Raw genomic sequence first — 18551 nt, forward strand, 5'->3', positions numbered from 1 at the left:
GGAATCGACGATCCGCCGGGCATGCCGGGCGATCAGGTCAGGACAGGTCATGCGCCGATCGGGCGTGATCCGTACGTTCGCTGGCATGACCATCACCGACACCGCGTCCGCACTGCTGACCGACGAGATGCTCGCTCGCTTCGAGGAGCGGGCCCCGCGCTACGACCGCGAGAACAGCTTCTTCACCGAGGACTTCGAGGAGCTGCGCGAGAGCGGCTACTTCCGCGCCACGCTGCCGCCGGAGTTCGGCGGCCCCGGCCTCAGCCTCGCCGAGATCAACCGGATGCAGCGACGCATCGCCTACGTCGCCCCGGCCACGGCCGTCGCGGTGAACATGCACCACTACTTCGTCGGCCTGTGCGCCGACATGCACCGAGCCGGCGACCCCTCGGGCGACTGGGTGCTGCAGAAGGCCGCCGAGGGCCACATCTTCGCCGCCGGCCATGGTGAATCCGGCAACGACATGCCGGTCCTGCTGTCGTCCTCCAAGGCCGAGCGCGTCGAAGGCGGCTGGGAGTTCACCGGCCACAAGATCTTCGGCAGCCTGTCGCCGGTCTGGACCTACCTCGGGATCCACGCCATGGACACCAGCGATCCCGCCAATCCCCAGGTCGTCCATGCCTTCCTGGATCGCAACGCCACCAACTATCACATCGAAGAGACGTGGGACACGCTCGGCATGCGGGCCACCACGTCGAACGACACGATCCTCGAACGGGCCTTCGTGCCCGACGACGCCGTGATCCTCGTCTGCCCGGCCGGGTTCGCCGGCGCCGGGTTCTTCCACGTCGCCCTGTTCGCCTGGGCGTTGCTCGGCTTCGCCGGCGTCTACTCGTCGATCGCCCGCCGCGCCTACGACGAGACCGTCGCCAAGATGCACGACCGCACGTCCATCGCCCTGACCCGGTCGATGGCGTATCACCCCGGCGTCCAGCACGAGGTGGCCGAGATGCGCGTGCACCTCGAGGCGCTGACCGCGCACCTCGACCGCGTGTGCGACGACTGGTCCAACGGTGTCGATCACGGCGGCGACTGGCCGGTCAAGATCGTCGCCTGCAAGTACGACGTGGTCACCCGGGCGTTCGCCGTCGTCGACAGCGCCCTCGACCTCACGGGCGGCTCGGGCATCTTCAAGCGCAGCAACATCGAGCGGATGTTCCGGGACGCCCGCCTCGGACGCATCCACCCGGGCAACAGCCTGCTCACCCACGAGCTCGTCGGCAAGCTCAGCCTCGGCATCAACCCCGACGAGCAGCCACGATGGGGCTGATCGACGTCACGGCGCGGATGGCATCGGCCCGGCTGCAGCCCCAGACTGCGGCCGGGGCGATCGCCGCCGAGGCCGCCGAACGGTTCGCCGCGGAGTTCGCCGAGTCGGCCTTCGAGCACGATCGCTCGGCGACCTTCGCCACCGAGCATCTGGACAAGCTGCGGTCGGGCGGGTTCCTGCTGGCTCCCGTCCCCACCGAGTTCGGTGGCGGAGGCGTCGACACCATCCACGACATGCTCGTGGCCTCGTCCCGCCTCGCCGCGGGTGACCCCTCGACCACCATCGGCGTCAACATGCACTTCGCGATCGTGATCAACATGGTGCGCGGATGGCAGGTCGCCGCAGCTCGCGGTCAGACGTCCAGGGTGGCTGCGCTGGCCGGCATGATCCGCCGCACCGTGGACGACGACATCGTGTACTCGTCGGCGGTCAGTGAGGCGGCACCGCAGGACCTGACTCGGCCCACCACCACGGCGCGGCGGACCGAGTCGGGGTGGGTCGTCGACGGCCACAAGGTGTTCTGCACGATGGCTCCCGCCGCGACGCTGATCACGACCGCGGTGCGATACAAGGATCAGGACGGCGTCGAACGCACGGGATTCGCCTTCATCCCGTCGACGGCCGACGGCGTGATCTTCAACGACGACTGGGACGCGATCGGCATGCGGGCCTCCGAGTCGGGGACGATGACGCTGCGAGGCGTCGAGCTCGGCGCCGACGCCGTGCGCGACGGGTTCCCGTCGGGTCGCTACGCCACCGCTCTGTACGACCGGTTCCTGGCGTCGGGAGCGTTCCACGCCGCGGCCGCTCTCGGCATCGCCGAGTCGGCCCATGCCCGCGCGCTCGAGGCGATCGCCCGCCGGCGTGACACCGTCCCCGAGGACCCCCACGCCATGTCGACGCTGGCCGCCAACATCGTGGAGCTCACCGCCATGCGTGCGTCGCTCGGACTCGCCGGTCGCCGCATCGACGAGTACTTCGCCGCGTTCCCGTGCGGCGACTCCTCGGTGGAGGAGGCGCAGGTGATCACCGCCGAGGTCCAGGCGGCCAAGGCGTTCATCTGCGACGGTGCGCCGCGGGTGGCGGACCGGGCGTTGGCGCTGAGCGGTGGCGCCGGCTACATGGCCTCGCACCCGCTCGCCAAGGCGTGGCGCGATGCCCGGGCCGGGGCATTCATGCATCCCTTCGGTGCCAACCGGGCGTACGAGCTCGTCGCCCGCACCGCCCTCGGCCTCGATCCCCGCCCCGAACCCGGCGCCACCCGCTGACCGAGTGAGTTGCTCAGTCGTCGCGGCCGGGGCGGCCACGGAGGCGTTTGGTCTGGCCGCGCTGCTTCTTCTCGGACACCCGGCGTTGCTGCGACCCGCGCGTCGGGCGGGTGGCCCGGCGGCGCGGTGGCGGCGGAGCGATCGCCGACGAGATCGTCGCGGCCAGACGCTCCAGGGCCACGGTCCGGTTCTGCAGCTGCGACCGGCGCTCCGACACGGTGATCGTCAGCACGCCGTCGGCCAACTGGCCGGCGAGACGTCGAACCGCCCGGGATCGCTGGACGGCGTCGAGGGCCACGGTGTCGGCGAGCGACCACGACAGCTGGACCCGGGAGCTGCTCGTGTTCACGTGTTGCCCGCCGGCGCCCCCGGCCCGGGAGAACTGCCAGCGAAGCTCCGACGCCGGAATCGTGAGGTCGGCGCCGGCGCCGCCCGCGATCACGAGATCGTCGGATGGCGCCGGCATCGGGATCGGCTCGTCAGGCCTGGGCGAACAGGAGCAGGACTTCGAGGCTGCCCTCGTCGCCGACCTGAGCGGGACCGCCGGACGGGTTCGAGATCGCGTAGTCCTCGAACACGATGGGGATCTCGCCGAGCAGGCCGATGCCCTGCTCGCCGGCCTGGACCTGGGCATCGAACGACACCTCGTTCGTCACGCCGTGCAGGGTGAGCTCGCCGGTCACACCGACGGTGACGGCCTCACCTCCGACCTCGGGCAAATCGTCCAACGACAGCGGCTCGGTGATGACGAACGTCGCCGTCGGGAACTCGGACGTCTCCATGATGCGGCCGGTGAACTGGCCGTCACGCATCGCCTCGTCGGACGTGATGGTGGCCACCTCCACGACGATGCACGCCTCGGTCACCTCATCGCCGACGACCGTGAACGAGCCCGCCACATCGGTACCCCGGCCCACCGCCTCGGTGTCGACGCCGGCGAGCTCCTCGGGGACCCGGTAGCCGACCTCGGAGCCCTCGGCGACGACCCACACACCGGCGAAGTCGCCCGCCTCACCGGACGCCTCGGCCTCGGCGGACTCGGACGCCGCCGAATCGGCGGTCGTGGCACCGGTCGCGCACTCGGCCTCGCCGGCCGCGCTGTCGTCGGGCGCGGTCGCGGTGGCGGTGGTCGACGCCGTGGCGCCGGCGAGCGTAGCGACGGCGAGGGCACCGGCGGCGAGCCGGGCGGTGTGGCGGAGCTTGAACATGATGAGGGGACCTTTCGATGGGGGGTTGGTCGGGGGGTCACCCGGTGGTGTCGGACGGGCTGCCGCCGCTCACCAGGTTCGACAGGTCGTTCTCGTCGAAGCGCGGTGGCGGATCATTGATGAATTGGGTGTAGATGACGATCACCGCCACCGGGACGATGATCGCTGCCGCACCGACGCCGACCGCGAGCCGGGTGGTGAGGCGCCGGCTCGCCCGCTTGCCGGCGACGGCGAAGATGCCGAGCACCGCGGCCAGGGCGGCGAGGGACGCGAGCAGGCTCACGAGGAGCCAGAAGCTGAGCTTGCCGACGTCGAGTGCGACCATGGCGTGAATCTCCAGGGGGTGGGAGGAGTGCCCTGGTTGTAGCAAAGGAACACCGCGGACGTCGCCCGAATGGGCGAACTTCTCAGGAAGTTCTCAGCGGGCGACGAAGTACTTCGACTGCGGGTGATGGCAGATGATCGCCGAGGTCGTCTGCTCGGGCTGGTATTGCCAGCCCGTTTCCTCGCCGACCTCGATGCCGAGGCGATCGGCGCCCAGCAGCGCGGCGACCGTGGCGTTGTCCTCGAGGTCGGGGCAGGCCGGGTAGCCCCATGAGTAGCGGCCGCCGCGGTACTGCTGGCGGAACAGGCCACCGATCGTCGGCCCGTCCTCGTCGACGAAGCCCCACTCCTCGCGAATCCGCTTGTGCCAGTACTCGGCGAGCGCCTCGGCCATCTCCACACCGAGACCGTGCAGCAACAGGTAGTCCTGGTACTCGTTGGCGGCGAACAGCCGGGCCGTCTCCTCGCTGACCGCGTGGCCCATCGAGACGATGTGGAAGGCGGCGTAGTCGACCTCGTCGGACTCGATCGGCCGGAAGAAGTCGGCGATGCACAAGAAGTCGTCGGTGCGCTGGCGCGGGTAGTGGAACCGAGCCGCCTCGGACGAACGGGACTCGTCCGTCCACACGACGAGGTCGTCGCCGTCACCGTTGACCGCGAAGTAGCCGTACACGACCTGCGGCACGAGCACGCCCGACGCTTTGGCCGCGGCGAGCCGCTCGCGGAACGTGGCGCGGATCCGCGCCTTGAACTCGTCGTCGGACTCGACGCGCTCGGTGCCGGCGTCGACGATCTTCTCCGGGCGGAACTGCCACTGGTTGCGGTAGAGCGCCGTCTCGTTGACGAACTCGGCGATGTCGTCGAGCGAGATGCCCTTGACGACGCGCGAGCCGAGGAACGGCGGCCGGAAGATCGGGTTGTCGGCGGCGACGGCGGGCGAACGGCGCGGCAACTCGACCGCGACGTCGCGGTCGCCGGATCGCTCCGGCAGCACGCGGCCGGTGGGGACGCGGCCGAAGTCGGGATCCCATTCGCCGCTGCGCTTCATCGACATCAGCGAGTCGAGGGTCGACAGGCCCTCGAAGGCGTCGCGTCCGTAGAACAGCCGTCCTTCGAAGATCTCGCGCAGGTCGCGCTCCACGTAGCGGCGCGTCAGCGCGGCGCCGCCCAGCAGGACCGGGATGTCGGTGAGGCCGAGGGAGTTGAGCTCCTCGAGGTTCTCCCGCATGATCAGCGTCGACTTCACCAGCAGGCCGCTCATGCCGATGGCGTCGGCGTCAACCTCCTTGACCTTGGCCACCATGTCGCCGATCGGCACCTTGATGCCGAGGTTGTGGACCTCGTAGCCGTTGTTCGTGGCGATGATGTCCACGAGGTTCTTGCCGATGTCGTGCACGTCGCCCTTGACCGTGGCGAGCACGAGCTTGCCTTTCGCCGACGAGCCGCCGACCTTCTCCATGTGCGGCTCGAGATAGGCGACCGCTGCCTTCATCGTCTCGGCCGACTGCAGCACGAACGGCAGCTGCATCTGGCCCGAGCCGAACAGCTCGCCCACCACCTTCATGCCGTCGAGGAGGACGTCGTTCACGATGTCGAGGGCGGCCATCTGGCCGAGAGCGTCGTCGAGGTCGTCGGTGAGCCCCTCGCGGTCGCCATCGATGATCCGCGACTTGAGCCGCTCGTCGACGGGCATCGCGCTTCGGTCGGGCTTCTCGCTCTTCGTCGACTTGACATCGGCGAACACCTCGAGCAGCTGCTGCAGCGGGTCATAGGGCGCGACGCCGTTGGCAGCATCGCCGGGCCGGCGACGGTCCCACACGAGGTCGAGGCAGACCTCGCGCTGTTCGTCGGGCAAGCGGTTGAGCGGGACGATCTTGGCGGCGTGGACGATGGCGCTGTCGAGCCCGGCCTGTACGCACTCGTGCAGGAACACGCTGTTCAACGCGTGACGGGCCGCCGGGGAGAGGCCGAAGCTCACGTTGGAGACGCCGAGCGTGGTGTGGGCCCCGGGGATCTCGGCCTTGACGCGGCGAATGGCCTCGATGGTGTAGATGGCGTCCTTGCGCAGATCGTCGTCGCCGGTGGACAACGGGAACGTGAGGGCGTCGAAGATCAGGTCGCTGGCGTGCAACCCGTAGCGCTCGACGGCGATCTCGTGGATTCGGTGGGCGATCTCGAGCTTCCACTCGACGTCGCGGGCCTGGCCCCGCTCGTCGATCAGCAGGCAGATCACCGCCGCGCCGTACTCGCGGGCCAGCGACATCACCCGGTCGAAGCGCGACCCGGGAAGTTCGCCGTCTTCGAGGTTGGCCGAGTTGAGGATGGCCCGGCCGCCGATGTGCTGCAGGCCGGCCTCGAGCACGGGCGTCTCGGTGGAGTCGAGCACCAGCGGCACGCTGGCCTGGGTGGCGAAGCGCCTGGCCAACTCGTCCATGTCGATCGTGCCGTCGCGGCCGACGTAGTCGACGCACACGTCGAGGACGTGGGCGCCCTCGCGGATCTGCTCGTTGGCCATCTTGACGGTGGTGTCCCAGTCCCCGGCGAGCATCGCCTCGCGGAACGCCTTCGACCCGTTGGCGTTCGTGCGCTCGCCGATGATGAGGAAGCTGAGGTCCTGCTCGATCGGCACGGGGCTGTAGATCGACGACACGCTGGGCTCGACGACGGGGGTGCGGGACGCAGGCGTGAGCCCACGAACGGCCTCGACCACCTGGCGCAGGTGCTCGGGGGTGGTGCCGCAGCAGCCTCCGACCACGCGGACGCCGTACTCCTGCACGTGCTTGGCGTGGAACTCGGCGAGCTGCTCGGGGGTGAGGTCGTAGTGGGTGCGGCCGTCGACGATGCTCGGCAGCCCGGCGTTGGGGAGCACCGAGATGGGCAGGCCGGAGTGCTGCGACAGGTAGCGGAGGTGCTCCTGCATCTCGGCCGGACCCGTGGCGCAGTTGATGCCGAGCACGTCGGGGCGCATGGCGCCGAGGGCGACGACTGCGGCGCCGATCTCACTGCCGACGAGCATGCGACCGGTTGTCTCCATGGTGACCTGCACCTGCAGCGGCACCTGCCGGCCGGCGGCCTTCATGGCGCGGCGGCAGCCGTTCATCGCCGCCTTCACCTGGAGGAGGTCCATGCACGTCTCGATGAGGAAGAGGTCGACGCCGCCCTCGAGGAGTCCGGCGGCCTGCTCCTCGTACTCGTCGCGCAGCTGGGCGTAGCCGATGTGCCCGAGGCTGGGGAGCTTCGTCCCCGGCCCGATCGACCCGGCGACGAACCGCGGCCGGCCGTCGGCCGCGTACTCGTCGGCCGCCTCGCGGGCCAGCCGGGCGGCCGCGACGTTGAGCTCGTAGGCCTTGTCGGCGATGCCGTACTCGTTGAGCACGGTGGCGAAGCTGCCGAAGCTGGCCGTCTCGACGGCATCGACACCGACGTCGAAGAACGCCGCGTGCATCGAACGGATCACGTCGGGCCGGGTGAGGCACAACATCTCGTTGCATCCCTCCAGCTCGGCGCCGCCGAAATCGTCGGGCCCGAGGCCGAGGTCCTGCACGTACGTGCCGAACGCGCCGTCGAAGACGACGACTCCGCTCGTGACGGCATCGAGGTACGACTTCATGGCCACCGCACCAGGCTACGTTCATCGCGACGTCCGGCCACGCCGGTTCGGATGGGCAGAACTGGGACGACGTTCCTCTGGGCCGGTCGGGGCGCGGCCAGTAGACTCGCCCAGGACATGATTCCGTGTGGCCGCTCCACGACCGCCGGGACCGGTCCGCCGTGCTGATCGCTCTGTTGATCGCGCACTCGGTGGTGGGGCTCGCCATCTTCGCCCTCGGGTCGCGACTCGGGCGGCGGGGCCTCGTCGTGGCCGCACTCCCGCCGCTCGCCACGATCGTCTGGCTCGCCACGCAACTCGACGGCATCCTCGACGGCAACGCCGTCTCGTCGACACATCGCTGGGTGCCGTCGCTGTCGGTCGAGTTGGCGCTGCGCCTCGACGCCTTCGCCGCCGTGATGGTCCTCGCCGTGTCGGGCATCGGCCTCGCTGTGCTCGCCTACGCCTGGTCCTACTTCGAGTCGTCCGCACCGGACGACGTCGGCCGCCTCGCCGGCCTGCTGACCGTCTTCGCCGGGGCGATGCTCGGCGTCGTCGTGGCCGACGACCTGATCGTCCTGTTCACCGCCTGGGAGCTGACGTCGATCACCTCCTACCTGCTCATCGGCAATCAGTACCGCAAGATCCAGGCCCGCGCCGCTGCGTTGCACGCCCTGCTCGTGACGTCCGCCGGCGGCCTCGTGATGCTCGGCGGCATCGTGCTGATCGGCCAGGCGGCGGGGACGATGCGCCTGTCGGCGATCGTCGCCGACCCTCCGTCGGGGGCCACCGTCACCGCCGGCATCGTGTGCGTGGCGATCGGTGCGTTCACCAAGTCGGCGCAGTACCCCTTCCACTCCTGGCTCCCCGGGGCGATGGCCGCCCCCACGCCCGTGAGCGCCTATCTCCACTCGGCGACGATGGTCAAGGCCGGCATCTACATCGTCGGCCGGTTCGCCCCGGTGTTCGCCACGGTCGGCGTGTGGCGGCCGCTCGTCCTCACGGTCGGCATGGTCACGATGATCAGTGCCGGCCTCCGCGCCCTGCGGCAGTACGACCTCAAGCTGCTCCTCGCCTACGGCACGGTGAGCCAGCTCGGTTTCATGATGGTGCTGCTCGGTGCCGGGACCGACGGCGCGACCGCCGCCGGTGAGGGCCTCATCGTCGCCCACGCACTGTTCAAGGCGGCGATGTTCATGGTCGTCGGCATGATCGACCACCAGGTGGGGACCCGCGACATCCGGCTTATGCCACCCCTCGGGCGAGGGTGGGGCGGTGTGAAGATCGTCGCCGTTCTGAGCGCGGCCTCGATGGCTGGCGTCCCGCTCCTCGCCGGGTTCATCGCCAAGGAGGCGGCGTATGCCGAGTTCGTCGACAACCCGTTCTCGGCCAGCGGCGTCGTCCTCGTCGCCATGGTCACCGGGGCCACGCTGACCGGCGCCTACAGCCTCCGCTTCCTGTGGGGTGCCTTCCTGCTGCCCGACCGGCTGCGGGCCGGAACCGAGCGCGTGACCGTGCGCCATCCCGACCAGGGGACCGCCGACCACGATCAGTCGGCGCCTGCGCCGTCGCCCTGGTTCGTCGCTCCCGCCGCCGTGCTCGCGGCGTTCTCGCTGGTGATCGGGGTCCTGCCCGTCGTCATCGACCGTCTGGTGATGGCGGCGACGCTCGCCGTCGACCCCGACGGCCATCCGCACCACCTGAAGCTCTGGCACGGCTTCAACGTGCCGCTCGCCCTGTCGGCCGTCTCGCTCGCGGCCGGAGTGGGGATCTTCCTGGCCCGACGATCGACCGCCCGGCTGTTGCGCGTCGGCGACGTCGTCCCCAACGGCACCGAGGTCTACCTCGCCATCCTGCAGGGTCTCAACCGCCTGGCCACCCGTGTCACGGCGATCGTCCAGAACGGCACGCTCACGATCTACGCCGGCGTCGTGCTGGCGACGGCGGCGGTGCTGCCCGGCATCGTCCTGCTGCGCGAGGTGAACTGGCCGGGCTGGCCCGACTTCGTCGGCCGGCCGGCCGAGATCCCGATCACGATCGTGCTCGTCGGTGGCGCCCTGCTCGCCGCGAGCGTGCGGCGGCGGTTCACGGCCGTCCTGTTCCTCTCCACCGTGGGCTACGGCATGGCGGCCCTCTTCGTGATCGCCGGCGCACCCGATCTGGCCCTCACCCAAGCCGCCGTCGAGACGCTGTCGACCGTGCTCTTCGTGCTCGTGCTGCGCAAGCTCCCCGACCGGTTCGAGCGCCGATCGAGCCCGGTCACCCGCAGCATCCGGGTCGTCGTCAGCGTGACGGTCGCCGTCGTCGTCTTCGCCTTCGCCATCGTCGCCCGCGAGTCCCGGGTCGCCGAGCCGGTGTCGTCGGCGATGGTGGAACAATCGCTGCCCGAGGCCAAGGGCCGCAACGTCGTCAACGTGATCCTCGTCGACTTCCGCGGGTTCGACACGATGGGCGAGATCACCGTGCTGGCCGCGGCGGCCGTCGGCTGCGTCGCCCTTGCCCGAGCCGGGCGGCGACCGCGGCGTCGCGTACCCGTCGAGCAGGAGTCGTCGACATGACCCCGCCACGTCGTCCCGCCGCGTCGAACACGGTCGATCTCATCGGCCCGTCGGTGCAGGTCTTGTTCAACGCCGTGCTCGTCGCGTCGGTGTACCTGCTGTTCGCCGGCCACAACCATCCTGGTGGCGGATTCGTCGGCGGCCTCGTCGCCGGTGCGGCGATCGCCATGCGCTACATCACCGGTGGCATCGACGAGATCCGGCATCTCGTCCGTGTGAAGCCCTGGACCGTGCTCGGCACGGGTGTGCTGCTCGCCACCGTCACGGCGGGTGCGCCGCTGCTGTTCGACCACCCGGTGCTCGACGCCGTGGCGTGGGACGTGGACCTGCCGGTGTTCGGCCACATCCACGTGTCCTCGGTGCTGCCGTTCGACGTCGGCGTCTACCTCGTGGTCGTCGGCCTCACGCTCATGATGTTCGAGGCGTTCGGCGACGACTACGGCGGCGACACCGTCGATGCCCCCATCGACGAGGGCGGGATATGAGCATCCTCTTGGCGGCGGCGGCGGCGACGCTCTTCGGGATCGGCACCTATCTGGTGCTGCAGCGGAAGCTGAGCCGGATCATCATCGGTCTCGGCCTGCTGAGCCATGGCGCGAACACGCTGCTCATGACGTCCGGCCACGGCGGCATCGAGCCGTTGATCGGGGTCGAGGGCGCCGACATGGCCGACCCGCTGCCGTTCGCCCTGGCGCTCACCACCATCGTCATCACGTTCGGTGTGTCGGCACTCCTGCTGGCGATGGCGTTCCGCAGCTGGGTGCTCACCCGTGACGACGAGGTGGAGAACGACGTGTCCGACCAGCGGGTCGCGCGTGGTGTGATCCGTTCGAGGGAGATCGTCGACGAGGCCGCCGCCGAGCAGGAGGCCGAGCGGGCCGACGAGTTGGCCGCCGCCACGGCGGGGGAGGTCGAGTGACCGCCACCGTCATGACCCGGCTGATCGCCCTTCCCGTGATCATCCCGCTGGTCGCCGCCGGGCTGTGCATCGTCATCGGCCGTTCGCGTCGGGCCCAGCGAACGGTCTCCGTCGGCGCCCTCGTGGCCACGACGGGCGTGTCGATCGCCCTGCTGATCGGCGCCGACCGCGACGGCCAGCTCGTCACGCAGGGCGGAGGCTGGCCGGCCCCCGTCGGCATCACCCTCGTCGTCGACCGCTTCTCGGGGATCATGCTCACCGTCGGTTCGCTGATGCTGCTCGCCGTGCTGCTGTACGCCATCGGCCAGCCTGGGGCCGAACGCAACCACGTCGGGTTCCAGTCGGCGTACCTGATCATGGCCGCCGGCGTGGCCGGCTCGTTCGTGGTCGGCGACCTGTTCACCCTGTTCGTCTCGTTCGAGATGATGCTGACGGCCAGCTACGTGCTGCTCACCCTCGGCGGCGGACGGGACCAGGTGCGCTCGGGGATGACCTATGTGGTCATCAGCCTGGTGGCCTCGACGCTCTTCATCACGGCCCTGGCCCTGCTGTACGCAGCGACCGGCACGGTCAACATGGCCGACCTGTCCGGCAAGCTCGCCGAGCTGCCGACCGGTGTGCAACAGGCGTTCGCCGTGCTGCTGCTCGTCGTCTTCGGGATCAAGGCCGGGCTCTTCCCGCTGTTCTCGTGGCTCCCCGACAGCTACCCGGTCGCCCCGTCGGCCGTCACCGCGGTGTTCGCCGGCCTGCTCACCAAGGTCGGCGTGTACGCGATGATCCGCAGCCAGACGTTGCTGTTCCCGGCCGACAGCAGGCCGGCGACCCTGATGCTGTGGCTCGCCGGCTTGACGATGGTGATCGGCATCCTCGGCGCCATCGCCCAGGACGACGTCAAACGGATCCTCTCGTTCAACATCGTCAGTCACATCGGGTTCATGGTGATGGGCCTCGCCCTGTTCTCCGTGGCCGGGCTGGCGGCGGCGATCTTCTACACGATGCACCACATCGTGGCGAAGACCACGCTGTTCCTCACCGGTGGGCTGATCGAGCACGTCGGAGGTTCCTCGCAGCTCAGCCGCCTGGGCAACCTGGTGCGCACGGCGCCGCTCGTCGCCGTCTTGTTCCTCGTCCCGGCGCTCACCCTCGCCGGCGTGCCGCCGCTGTCGGGCTTCGTGCCCAAGCTCGGCCTCATCGCGGCCGGGTTCGACCAGGGCCAGTACACCATCGTCATCGTCAGCCTCGTCGCCAGCCTGCTCACGCTCCTGTCGATGATGAAGATCTGGCTCGGTGCCTTCTGGGGCGACGTCGCCCCCGGTGCCGAGGCGGCCGTCGGCCGTCGCGGCCCGGCGCTGATGATCGCGCCCACGATCGCCCTCGCCCTGGTGTCCGTGGCGATCGCCGTGGCCGCCGGTCCGCTCTACCGGCTCTGCGAGCGGGCGGCGGGCGACCTGCTCGATCCGGTCGGGTACGTCCAGGCGGTGCTCGGGTGAGGCGCTACCTGGCCTACGCCGTCGGGATGGCGGTCGCATGGGTCATGCTGTGGGACAAGGTGTCGGTCGCCAACGTCGCCGCCGGCCTCCTCGTCGCCACGGTGATCCTGATCGCCTTCCCGCTCCAGCGGGTGTCCCACCGGCAGCAGCGCAAGGTGCGCCCGATCGCCCTGGCGAGGCTCGCCTACGCCGTGCTGCGCGACCTCGCCGTGTCCAACGTGACCGTGGCCCTGCAGATCCTCAGCCGCAACCAGGAGCTGCACAGCGGCATCGTCGCCTGCCGGATGCGGACGGCGTCGCCGAAGTCGCTCAGCACGATGGCCAACATCCTGGCGCTCTCGCCGGGCACGATGGCCGTCGACGCCGTGGCCGAGCCGCCCACGTTGTTCATCCACGTCCTCACGGTCGACGACCCACTCGACGTACGCCGCCGGGCAGCCCACCTCGAGCGTTTGGTGATCGAGGCGGTGGGCTCGGCGGCCGAACGCGAAGCGCTCGCCATTCACGGGAACGGTGTGTCGTGATCCCGACCGTCATCGCGGTGCTGTGTGTGGCGGCCATGCTGTTCGCCGTGCGGCTCGTGCTCGGGCCCACGCTCGCCGACAGGGTGGTGGCGCTCAACGGCATGATCATCGTCGGCATGGTGCTGCTCGCTGTGCAGGCCGCCGAGACCGGGCGAGGATCGTTCCTGCCCGTGCTGGTGCTGCTCGCCGTCGTCGGCTTCGTGGGCACGGCGATGATCGCCCGCTTCCTCCAGGGCCGGGGTCGCTGATGTCGCGCGACCTGCTCGGCCAGATCGGACTCCTCATCGGATCCTTGCTGGTGCTCCTGGCGGCGATCGGGGTGTTGCGGTTCCCCGACGCGCTGACCCGCATGCACGCCCTGTCGAAGGCGTCGACGGCCGGTGTGTCGATCGCCATGGTCGGCGCGGCGGTCACGCTGAGCAATCTCAACGACGTGATGTCGCTGCTGTTCGCCACCGCGCTGCAGGCGGCCACCAACCCGGTGGCCTCGACGCTTCTCACGCAGGCGACCTATTACGCCGAAGGCATCCGCAACCACGTCGGCAGCGTCGACGAGCTCGCCACCACCATCGCCGACGAGTAGCTCGCCCCGTCCACACCCCGCCGGAGTAGCGGCGCTCCCGCCCGACGTGGCAAGTTCTCACCCTCAGGCCGTCTCGGGGATTCAGCCCGGCGGCCACTCCGGGAGAGGGGCGCACATGACCGATGCCGACACCGCGGCAGACGAGGTGCTGTACGAGGTCGTCGACCACGTCGCCACGATCACGCTGAATCGGCCGCACCGCAGCAACGCCATCTCGATGCCGATGCTCGATCAGCTGTCCCAGCGACTCGCCGAGGCCGATCGTGACGTCCGGGCGATCGTCCTGACCGGTGCCGGCAAGGCCTTCTGCGCCGGCCTCGACCTCAAGGACGCGGCGTCGGGTACCGGCATCGGTGGCGGATCGGGTGGCGGCGGGGCTGCGCACTTCAACACCCGCAATCACCCGACGACCGTGATGTTCGAGATGGACACGCCGATCATCGGGGCCATCAACGGCGCCGCGGCCGGCTTCGGGCTGGACATCGCGCTGGGCTGCGATCTGCGCATCGTGTCCGAGGACGCCAAGATCGTGACCGGCTTCGCCAAGCGAGGCGTGGTGCCCGAAAGCGGCGGCACCTGGTACCTCCCGCGGCTGCTCGGTTGGTCGAAGGCGGCCGAGATCGGGTTCCTGGGCCGCACGTTGAGTGGAGCCGAGGCCGCCCACCTGGGTCTGGCGAACCGGGCGGTTCCCGCCGACCAGGTCCTGAAGACGGCCTGCGAGTGGGCGACCGAGATCGCCGCCAACGCGCCGCTCGCCGTGCAGTCGATGAAGCGACTGTTCCGTCACGGCCTCACCGAGGACTTCCCGAGCCACGTCCACCACGTGCTGCTCCAGACGATGCTGCTGTTCCAGAGCAACGACTTCCGCGAAGGCATCACGTCGTTCATGGAGGGCCGCCCCCCGCAGTTCACCGGCCGCTAGCTCCGAGATCGCACGTTTCGGGGTGGCGCGTCGGCGGTCAGACGACGGGAGCGCCGGTGTCGGGCGTGTCCTGGCTGAAGACGTTGACCCATATGCCGTCGCGTCGGCACCAGAGCGAGCTGACGTACATCGACTCCTGCTCGCCGACCGAGCCGGCGCGCTCATAGACGGCGCGGTACGACAACATCGACGCGTCGGCGGAGACTCGAGGAGCCGAGCGTCCTGGAGGTCGAAACGGGCCACCGTCGGTCCGAGGGCGAGCTGCCCGACGTGGTCCTGCCGGCCGGAGAAGCCCGCCGGGTACACGCCGACGAAGTCGTCGGACAGCAGGCGCTCGTCGGCCGCCGCGTCGCCGTCGACCAGGGCCTGCCACACCTCGGTCTCGAGGGCGAGGATCTCGGCGAGCTGCATCGCGCCGACGGTACCGTCATGCGGGTGGTGACACCCCACGACGTGCCGATCCCATGGGAGGACGAACAGCGCCTGCGGATCGACGAGCTGATCGACGAGTACCGGTCCGCGATGCACGATTGCCTGGACGGCCTGACCGAGGAGGAGGCCAGGCTGCGGCTCGTCCCGTCGAGCACGACCCTGCTCGGCCTCGTCAAGCACGTCACGTTCGTCGAAGGCGTCTGGTTCGACCAGGCGGTGACGGGTCGTGGCTACGGCGAGATCGGCATCGCCACGACGCCGGCCGGGTCGTTCGCGCTTCGCGCGTCCGACACCATCCCAGGAGTGCAGGCGGAGTATCGGCGACGCTGCGAACGGTCGCGAGCGACGATGGCGGCACTGTCCCCGTCGGATGTGGTCGACGGTCGGGGGACCCGGGCGGTCTGGGCGTTGCACCTCCAGGTGTTGCGGGAGCTCGCTCAGCACGCCGGCCACGCCGACATCCTCCGCGAGCAGATCCTCGCCCACCGGACCTCTGAAACCGGCGAGACCGAGCGGCGGTAAGAGCCGATACGTTCGCCGCATCGCTGCGTCCATCCTCGTTCCCCTGCGACGCCGGTCGTTGCGGCACCTCGTCGGCGCCCAGTTCCTCGCCGAGAGCGCCGATGGCATCCTCACGGTCGTCCTGCCGCTGTACGTACTGGCGGCGACCGACTCGCCGCTCGCCATGTCGCTCACGGCGACTGCCCAGATGCTCGGTGGAGCGGTGGCCGGCGTGATCGGCGGCGTGTTCGCCGACCGGTTCGACCGCCAGCATGTGTTGCGGATCTCGTACCTCGCCCGGGCCATCCTGCTGGTCGCTGCCTGGGCGGCGGGACCGGTCGCCCTGGTGGTGTTGCTCGGCGTGGCGGCGAGGGTGCTGGGCCAGCTCGACAACCCGTCGTTCGACGCGCTGATCCCGCTCCAGGCCCGCGAGGACGACCTGCAGCAGGTGCTGGCGCTACGCCGGTTCATCCAGAGCGTGTCGATCATCGTCGGCCCGGCGATCGGGGCCCTGCTCGCCTGGCTGATCGACGAGAAACGCACGATGGTCGTCGCCGCGTGCCTCTTCGTCACCTCGCTGGTGATCCACCTCCGCCTCCGCGGCCTCGACACCGATCTCGCCGACCGACGGCGGGCCCAGCACGGTTCCGACTGGGTCGATCTCGTGCGCGGGATGACGATCGTGGTGACGACGCCGTTCGTGCGCCGGCTCGTCCTCTACTGGTCGCTGTCGCTGGCCACGGTGAGCATGGCGATGGCCGCCGCGGCGGTCTGGTTCGAGGACACGCTGGAGGCTCCCGACTACTGGTACGGGCTGTCGGTGTCGGCCTACGGCATCGGCGCCGCGCTCGCCACCTTGGCCTTCGGCGGGCGCCGGTTCCGCTGGTCGCTGCCCGCGATCCTCCTCGCGGCGGCGCCCTGTTACGCGATCACGGCCGTCGTCGGCGTCGCTGCGCACGTCGAGTGGTTGATGCCGATCGGCTGGCTGTTGTGGGGCATCGCCTTCGGACCCGAGATCGTCCGCGCCGAGCCGGAGTTCGTCGAGCGCATCGAGCCCGAGAGCCGGGGCCGGGCCTACGCCGGCATGGGGGTCAGCATGATGCTCGGCCTCGCCGCGGGTTACGCCGTGGCCGGGCCGATGCTCGATGCCTTCGGCGCCCGGACCACCACGTTGGTCACGGCCGTGGCGATCCTCGCCGTCGGTGGGATCTGGATCGGACCGCTGGTGCGCCGTGAGGCGGAGCGGACGTCGCAACCGGCAACCACGGCCACCCTTGCCCCCGAGCATCCCGTCGCCGCCGTCATCGGGACGTCGCGCGAACCGCACCCACCCTGCTGATCACCGGCAGCCGGACACAGCAGGCGGCGCCGACTACCGTGCCCGCCATGTCCGACATCACCGAGTTCGAGTTCGACGGCGCCGCCGGGCGCATCTTCGTCCGGCGCTGGGTCCCCGACGGGCCGGCGCGCTTCGTCGTCCTGCTCGCCCACGGCTACGGCGAGCACTCCGGTCGCTACCAGCACGTCGCCGATCGCCTCGTCGAACTGGGCGCCGTGGTGTACGCCCCCGATCACCACGGTCACGGCCGATCAGCGGGCGAGCGGGCGTCCGTTCCCGACATGGACCTGCTGGCCGGCGACCTCCACACGGTGGCGGATCGGGCGGCCGACGAGCATCCCGACCTGCCGGTGGTCGTGCTCGGGCACTCGATGGGCGGCCTCGTGGCCACGCGCTACGTACAGCTCTACCCCGACGGGCTGACGGCGCTGGTGTTGTCGGGCCCGGCCCTCGGTGTCGGCCCCAACCTGTCGCTCCTCGCCGAGCTCGACCCGATCCCCGACATCCCCATCGACCCGGCTGTGCTGTCGCGGGATCCCGCCGTGGGCGAGGCGTACGACGCCGACCCGCTCGTGTACCACGGTCCCTTCCGCAAGGAGACGATCAACGCCTTCCTGACGGGCGTCGACAACGCCGTCAACGGCGGCTCGTTCGGCGACCTGCCGACGCTCTGGCTCCACGGCTCGGCGGATCAGCTCGTGCCCTACGAGGCCACGGCCGAGGTCATCGACGTGATCAAGGGCTCGGCGTTCGAGCACATCGCCTACGACGGTGCGGCTCACGAGATCTTCAACGAGACCAACAAGACCGAGGTGCTCGACGATCTCGCCGCGTTCCTCCAACGCGTGGTCCCCTGACCGGGGAGCTCACGGGTTGTGCGGCCGGAAGCGCAGCCGGCGACGGGTGCGCCGCGGCGTGTCGCCGCCGGCCTGGTGGGCGGCCTTGACCAGCCGTGCCGTGCGGGCGTCGCGGGCGAGCCGGGCGTGGTACTCGAGGGCCAGTTCGGTGCCGATGAAGTCGTTCATGTTCGTGCTCCTGGGTGTGGGTGGTGGTGGTGTGGTGGTGGTGGCGGCGGATGGAGGCCGGCGACGTCGGTCAGGCCGATGCCCGGCTGATGCTGATGTCGCCGCTGAGTGAGCGGGCGTGGATCGAGACGGTCTCGTCGCCGTCGGCCGGCGGCCCGGCGCTGTCGAGGGATGACCTGACGTCGCCCGTGATCGATCGGACGTCGAGCCAGGCCGCGGTCCCGTCGGCGACGCCGATGCGTAGATCGCCGGTCGCCGAGTCGAGCTCGGCGCTGCCCGTGCGCACGGCGGCGATGCGAACGTCGCCCGACGCCGTGCGGCACGTGATCGAGCCGTCGACGCGGTTGATCGACACGTCCCCCGACGCCGTGCGCAGCTCGGCGTTGCCACCGACGTCGCGGCCCGAGATGTCGCCCGAGGCGGTGGTGACGGTCGCCCTGGCACCGACGTCGCCGAAGCGGATGTCGCCCGACGCGGCCTCGGCGGTCAGGTCGGTGTCGACCGTCTCGCACGACACGTCGCCGCTGGCGACGGACACCGACACACTCGTCGCTCGCTCGATGGAGACGTCCCCGCTCGCCGAGGTGATGTCCACGTCG

At 70.1% G+C, this 18551-nt stretch carries 20 protein-coding genes and 1 pseudogene; 13 read left to right on the top strand and 8 right to left on the bottom strand.

What is annotated here, in order from left to right; translation table 11 throughout:
* Positions 1-85: 85 nt before the first annotated feature.
* Positions 86-1270 carry an acyl-CoA dehydrogenase family protein gene (locus tag DN771_RS25585; RefSeq protein WP_117000427.1) on the top strand — a complete coding sequence of 395 codons (1185 nt, stop codon included), beginning with the start codon at positions 86-88 and terminating at the stop codon, positions 1268-1270.
* Complete coding sequence (locus tag DN771_RS25590; RefSeq protein WP_117000408.1) at positions 1261-2538, top strand: acyl-CoA dehydrogenase family protein; 1278 nt, start codon at positions 1261-1263, stop codon at positions 2536-2538. Before DN771_RS25585 ends, DN771_RS25590 begins: the two co-directional genes overlap by 10 nt.
* A gap of 13 nt (positions 2539-2551) precedes the next feature.
* Here the strand turns inward: DN771_RS25590 and arfB are convergent, their stop codons facing one another.
* The 4 genes from arfB to metH all read right to left on the bottom strand — a co-directional run bounded on the left by arfB (position 2552) and on the right by metH (position 7680).
* Positions 2552-3004 carry an alternative ribosome rescue aminoacyl-tRNA hydrolase ArfB gene (arfB, locus tag DN771_RS25595; RefSeq protein WP_117000409.1) on the bottom strand — a complete coding sequence of 151 codons (453 nt, stop codon included), beginning with the start codon at positions 3002-3004 and terminating at the stop codon, positions 2552-2554.
* Between the two features lie 13 nt (positions 3005-3017).
* Entirely contained in the window at positions 3018-3746 is a 729-nt protein-coding gene (locus tag DN771_RS25600) for a YceI family protein (RefSeq protein ID WP_117000410.1), read from the bottom strand.
* 37 nt (positions 3747-3783) lie between these two features.
* Positions 3784-4071: a hypothetical protein gene (locus DN771_RS25605; RefSeq protein WP_117000411.1), complete on the bottom strand. Its 288-nt coding sequence runs from the start codon at positions 4069-4071 to the stop codon at positions 3784-3786.
* Positions 4072-4164: 93 nt separating this feature from the next.
* Complete coding sequence (metH, locus tag DN771_RS25610) at positions 4165-7680, bottom strand: methionine synthase (protein WP_117000412.1); 3516 nt, start codon at positions 7678-7680, stop codon at positions 4165-4167.
* A 125-nt stretch (positions 7681-7805) separates the two neighbouring features.
* Between metH and mbhE the strand changes: the two genes are divergently transcribed.
* The 8 genes from mbhE (at position 7806) to DN771_RS25650 (ending at position 14655) form a co-directional block, all read left to right on the top strand.
* Entirely contained in the window at positions 7806-10217 is a 2412-nt protein-coding gene (mbhE, locus tag DN771_RS25615) for a hydrogen gas-evolving membrane-bound hydrogenase subunit E (protein WP_117000413.1), read from the top strand.
* Entirely contained in the window at positions 10214-10702 is a 489-nt protein-coding gene (locus DN771_RS25620) for an MnhB domain-containing protein (RefSeq protein WP_117000414.1), read from the top strand. Before mbhE ends, DN771_RS25620 begins: the two co-directional genes overlap by 4 nt.
* On the top strand, positions 10699-11136 hold the full coding sequence (locus tag DN771_RS25625) for a sodium:proton antiporter (RefSeq protein WP_117000415.1): 438 nt from the start codon (positions 10699-10701) through the stop codon (positions 11134-11136). The genes DN771_RS25620 and DN771_RS25625 overlap by 4 nt, the downstream gene beginning before the upstream one ends.
* Positions 11133-12626, top strand: coding sequence for a Na+/H+ antiporter subunit D (locus tag DN771_RS25630; protein WP_227462479.1), 1494 nt, complete (start codon positions 11133-11135; stop codon positions 12624-12626). Before DN771_RS25625 ends, DN771_RS25630 begins: the two co-directional genes overlap by 4 nt.
* Positions 12623-13150, top strand: a complete 528-nt coding sequence (locus DN771_RS25635; RefSeq protein ID WP_117000416.1) for a Na+/H+ antiporter subunit E — start codon at positions 12623-12625, stop codon at positions 13148-13150. The genes DN771_RS25630 and DN771_RS25635 overlap by 4 nt, the downstream gene beginning before the upstream one ends.
* Positions 13147-13398, top strand: coding sequence for an MrpF/PhaF family protein (locus DN771_RS25640; protein WP_117000417.1), 252 nt, complete (start codon positions 13147-13149; stop codon positions 13396-13398). Before DN771_RS25635 ends, DN771_RS25640 begins: the two co-directional genes overlap by 4 nt.
* Positions 13398-13733 carry a monovalent cation/H(+) antiporter subunit G gene (mnhG, locus tag DN771_RS25645; RefSeq protein ID WP_117000418.1) on the top strand — a complete coding sequence of 112 codons (336 nt, stop codon included), beginning with the start codon at positions 13398-13400 and terminating at the stop codon, positions 13731-13733. The genes DN771_RS25640 and mnhG overlap by 1 nt, the downstream gene beginning before the upstream one ends.
* Positions 13734-13848: 115 nt before the next feature.
* Positions 13849-14655 carry an enoyl-CoA hydratase/isomerase family protein gene (locus DN771_RS25650; protein WP_117000419.1) on the top strand — a complete coding sequence of 269 codons (807 nt, stop codon included), beginning with the start codon at positions 13849-13851 and terminating at the stop codon, positions 14653-14655.
* A gap of 37 nt (positions 14656-14692) precedes the next feature.
* Here DN771_RS25650 and DN771_RS30210 read toward each other — a convergent pair whose 3' ends face one another.
* Together DN771_RS30210 and DN771_RS30935 are read right to left on the bottom strand one after the other, a co-directional pair.
* Complete coding sequence (locus DN771_RS30210) at positions 14693-14842, bottom strand: hypothetical protein (RefSeq protein WP_205528772.1); 150 nt, start codon at positions 14840-14842, stop codon at positions 14693-14695.
* A gap of 86 nt (positions 14843-14928) precedes the next feature.
* Positions 14929-15066, bottom strand: a pseudogene (locus tag DN771_RS30935) (nuclear transport factor 2 family protein); the annotation flags it as partial.
* Between the two features lie 18 nt (positions 15067-15084).
* On the opposite strand from DN771_RS30935, the gene DN771_RS25660 reads away from it, so the two are divergent.
* From DN771_RS25660 to DN771_RS25670, 3 genes are read left to right on the top strand one after another with little or no spacing between them, the layout of a single operon-like run.
* Positions 15085-15609, top strand: coding sequence for a DinB family protein (locus tag DN771_RS25660; protein ID WP_117000429.1), 525 nt, complete (start codon positions 15085-15087; stop codon positions 15607-15609).
* Positions 15610-15640: 31 nt separating this feature from the next.
* On the top strand, positions 15641-16927 hold the full coding sequence (locus DN771_RS25665; RefSeq protein WP_276114042.1) for an MFS transporter: 1287 nt from the start codon (positions 15641-15643) through the stop codon (positions 16925-16927).
* A 47-nt stretch (positions 16928-16974) separates the two neighbouring features.
* Complete coding sequence (locus tag DN771_RS25670; protein WP_117000421.1) at positions 16975-17784, top strand: alpha/beta hydrolase; 810 nt, start codon at positions 16975-16977, stop codon at positions 17782-17784.
* Positions 17785-17793: 9 nt separating this feature from the next.
* Here the strand turns inward: DN771_RS25670 and DN771_RS29845 are convergent, their stop codons facing one another.
* Together DN771_RS29845 and DN771_RS25675 are read right to left on the bottom strand one after the other, a co-directional pair.
* Positions 17794-17952, bottom strand: coding sequence for a hypothetical protein (locus tag DN771_RS29845; RefSeq protein WP_162942412.1), 159 nt, complete (start codon positions 17950-17952; stop codon positions 17794-17796).
* A gap of 70 nt (positions 17953-18022) precedes the next feature.
* A partial coding sequence (locus DN771_RS25675; protein ID WP_162942413.1) for a DUF4097 family beta strand repeat-containing protein occupies positions 18023-18551 on the bottom strand: 529 nt, incomplete at its 5' end.

The organism is Desertimonas flava (assembly GCF_003426815.1).
In the GTDB taxonomy this organism is placed as follows: domain Bacteria; phylum Actinomycetota; class Acidimicrobiia; order Acidimicrobiales; family Ilumatobacteraceae; genus Desertimonas; species Desertimonas flava.